Source organism: Acidaminococcus sp. AM05-11 (genome assembly GCF_003472805.1).
In the GTDB taxonomy this organism is placed as follows: domain Bacteria; phylum Bacillota; class Negativicutes; order Acidaminococcales; family Acidaminococcaceae; genus Acidaminococcus; species Acidaminococcus hominis.
Genome location: NZ_QRMX01000065.1, coordinates 1 through 1,548, shown reverse-complemented (window position 1 = coordinate 1,548; position 1,548 = coordinate 1). Strand labels below are relative to the sequence as shown.

At 43.5% G+C, this 1,548-nt stretch carries 1 protein-coding gene; it reads left to right on the top strand.

All coding sequences use genetic code 11. The features are described from left to right. The first annotated feature begins 121 nt into the window (after window positions 1-121). On the top strand, window positions 122-1,468 hold the full coding sequence (locus tag DW089_RS11225; protein WP_146109029.1) for an ISL3 family transposase: 1,347 nt from the start codon (window positions 122-124) through the stop codon (window positions 1,466-1,468). Window positions 1,469-1,548: the final 80 nt, after the last annotated feature.

Below are 1,548 nucleotides of genomic sequence, written 5' to 3'. Positions count from 1 at the left end.
GGCTCATCACGGAAAATTGGGGGATACGAAATCTAAGACAGAATTTAAAAACTGAAAAAAGGTATTGAAAAAGAGCACGGGATGCTCCATTCTAAGTAATAGCGACAAAACTACGAAAGGAATGATCCACGTGCTCTCAACCTCAAGTATAGCAAATTTATGCAAAAACATACAGGACAATTTTAATATTCCTACGAGTATTGCTTCTCTTTTTGAAGAGATCATAGATGTAAATAGTACCCGGCCTACAGCCGACGTTGTATGCCCTTGCTGCGGCGGTAAGGTCCATGTCCATGACAACCCTGTAACTACACTTAAAGACATGCCCTGGATACCCGGAAAGCCACGGATTCTTCGTGTGAGATTCCACCGCTACCGGTGCCAAAAATGCGGGCATACCTTCAATGAAAACATAACCTTTAAGTATCCTGGAACCAGAGTCACTTCTCGTGCCGCTTTATGGATCAAGATTTTGCTTATGCATCAAATGACGATTAAAGCAGTCAGCGATTTGACCGGTATCCATTGGGGAACAGTTTCTAAAATCCATAAGGAAATTATGGACGAGGCTCTCAAAACGCGAAGCGAGGAACTTCGCAAAAGTGGCTACCGTCCTAAGCATCTTGCCGTTGATGAGTTTGCAATGCACAAAGGCCATACTTACGCAACCTGTGTTATGGACCTTGATATGGGAGACATCCTCTGGGTTGGTGCGGGACGCTCTATAGCTGCCTTTACAAAGTTTTTTGAAGAGACAGACCTGGAGTATTTGTCTGAAGTAGAAGCTGTCGCAATGGACATGAACGCATCGTTCAACACCCTGGTAGAAAAGTATCTGCCTCATGCGGCAATAGTATACGACCGCTACCATATGCAAGCCCAGTATGGACGAGATGTGCTGGGAGCCGTAAGGCTGGAGGAAGCAAGACAGCACAAAGAGAAAGCCGATAACCTAAAGCTTGGGATTACAGAGAATATTGCTGAAGAGCAGGCAACAAAAGCAGAGGATTCAATTAAAGAGGAGAATCGGCTTTACAAGGAAGTAAAACAAGCTCGCTGGACGCTGCTTTGCAAGGAAGAAACACTAAGCGATAAAAAGGCAGAAAATCTCAAGGAAATCCTTAAAAAACATGAAAATTTGACAGTTTGCCATACAATGAAAGAGGAACTAAGTGATCTATTCGAGCTTAGAAACCCCGATTTAGCTGCCGTAGAATGGGAAAAATGGTTTAAAGGAGCCGAGGAGAGCAACATACCGCAGCTGCAAAAGTTTGCCCGCTTAAAGCGAAAACGCAAAGAGGGTTTGATTGCTCACTCAGCCCATCCGATTACCACAGGAAAGCTTGAAGGCTTCAATAACAAGATTAAGGTTGCAAAACGAATAGGGTATGGATACAAAAATGATGAATATTTTTTCACTCTGATTCGATATTCAGCATTACCATCTATACGAAACGGCACTGTCTAGAGATTGCGACAGTGGGATGTTGCTAGACATAAAAGAAGGATGGCAGAAATCTGCCATCCCACAATAAAACGTGAAGAGCC

What these genes read in the sequence shown, in the direction of transcription:
- DW089_RS11225 (WP_146109029.1), top strand. Translation starts at nt 122, where the DNA reads ATGATCCACGTGCTCTCAACCTCAAGTATAGCAAATTTATGCAAAAAC.